Below are 2,041 nucleotides of genomic sequence, written 5' to 3' on the forward strand. Positions count from 1 at the left end.
CGGCACCGGCATCTCCGCCAACGGCAACTGCCCGTCGACCACCAACCCGACACCACAGTCAGCCACCATGAATGCCACCCGGTCCGCGGGCAACCCCGGATCAATCGGTAGATACGCCGCCCCGGCCTTCCACACACCGACAATCGCCGCGACCATCCCCACCCCACGCGGCAGCCGAAGCCCGACCACCGACTCCGGCCCCACACCACACGAGCCCAGATACGCCGCGAACCGACCCGCCAACACATCCAACTCGGCAAACGTCAGCTCGACCCCATCGGCCACCACCGCCACCGCACCCGGCGTCTGGGCCACCCACCGACCGAACAACCCCAGCACCGACTCCCCACCAACCGGCACCGCAGTGTCATTCCACCCCCGAACCACCAACTCCAACTCTTCAGCGTCCAGCACGCGCACCGCATGCAGCGACGTGTCCGGGGACGCGGTCACCACGTCCAGCACCCGCACCAGCCAGCGCGCGAACCGCTCCGCCGACGGCTCGTCGAAGACATCCGCCGACACCGTCACCGAACCACGCAGGCCCCCCGGACGGCCCTGCTCGTCGAGCGTCTCCCGCACCGCGATGTCCAGGTCGAACCGCGCCACCGTGGCCGAGCTGCCGACCATCACCGCGTCAGCCCGCAACCCGGACAGCTCGAGCGCGGCACGCTCGTTGTTCTGCACGGTGAGCATCACCTGGAACAGCGGATGCCGCGCCAGCGAGCGGGCCGGGGCCAGTTCCTCGACGAGGCGCTCGAACGGCACGTCATGGTGCGCGAGGGCTCCCAGAGCCGTCTCCCGCACCCGGGCCAGGATCTGGCGGAACTGCGGATCGCCCGACAGATCCGTACGGATGACCAGGGTGTTGACGAAGAACCCGACCAGGTCGTTCAGGGCATCGTCGGTGCGGCCGGCGACCGGGAACCCGATCGGTATGTCGGTGCCCGCACCCAGCCTCGACAGCAGAACCGCCACCGAGGCCTGCAACACCATGAAGGGCGTCACGCCCTCCGCGCGCGCCAGCTCCACGAGACGCTCATGCACATCGGCTGGCACCTGGACCGGAACCCGGTACCCACGATTCCCCGCGACTGCCGGCCGGGGCCGAACCACCGGCAGGCTCAGCTCTTCCGGCGCACCGGCCAGCGTCCGCCGCCAGTAGTCCACCTGCGCCGACAGCAAGCTCTCCGGATCCTCGTCCGAGCCCAGAAGATCCTGCTGCCACAACGTGAAGTCCGCGTACTGCACCGGCAACGGCGCCCACCTCGGCGCCTCGCCACGCAGCCGAGCCGCGTACGCCACCGAAACGTCCCGCAGCAGGGGACCGTGTGACCAGCCGTCGCCGGCGATGTGATGCGTCACCAGCACCAGCACCTGCTCGTCCCGCCCGGACCGGAGCAGGCTGGCGCGGACCGGCAGTTCGGTCGAGAGGTCAAAGGCGTACCAGGCCGCCTGTTCCACCGCCGGGGCCAGCCCGTCGGCGTCCACCTCGATGACCGGCAGGTTCCACCGCACCTCGCGCGGCTCCAGGATGTGCTGGTACGGCTCGCCCTCAACCGCCGGGAACACCGTACGCAGCGACTCGTGCCGGCCGATGACGTCGAGCAGCGCCGCTTCGAGGGCGGGCACGTCGAGTTGCCCGGTCAGCCGGACCGCGACCGGGATGTTGTAGGTGGAGCTCGCGCCTTCCATCTGGGTCAGGAACCAGAGCCGGCGCTGGGCGAACGACAACGGCACCCGCTCCGGACGTTCGGCGGTGCGTAGCAACGGCCGCACACGGTCCAAGTCGCGCCCGGCTACGAGCGCGGCCAGACCGGCGGGCGTGGGGGCCTGGAACAGCATGCGGATCTTGACTTCGGTGCCGAGCCGGGCCCGGATGCGGGACAGCAGCCGGATGGCGAGCAGGGAGTGCCCGCCGAGGTCGAAGAAGTTGTCGTCCACGCCGACGGTGTCCCGGCCGAGTACCTCGGCGAACGCTTCACAGAGGACGATTTCGTGTTCCCCCGAGGGGGGTCTGGAGGTTCCGGCTTCCGTGGAG

The 2,041-nt window shown here is 70.1% G+C and carries 1 protein-coding gene; it reads right to left on the minus strand.

Annotation, left to right across the window (positions count from 1 at the left end; genetic code table 11):
• Positions 1-2,041, minus strand: a 2,041-nt coding sequence (locus ACFP2T_RS41805) for a condensation domain-containing protein (RefSeq protein WP_377432425.1), incomplete at both ends; no start/stop codon positions are given.

The sequence above is a fragment of the Plantactinospora solaniradicis genome, assembly GCF_042658085.1.
Taxonomy (GTDB): Bacteria; Actinomycetota; Actinomycetes; order Mycobacteriales; family Micromonosporaceae; genus Plantactinospora; species Plantactinospora solaniradicis.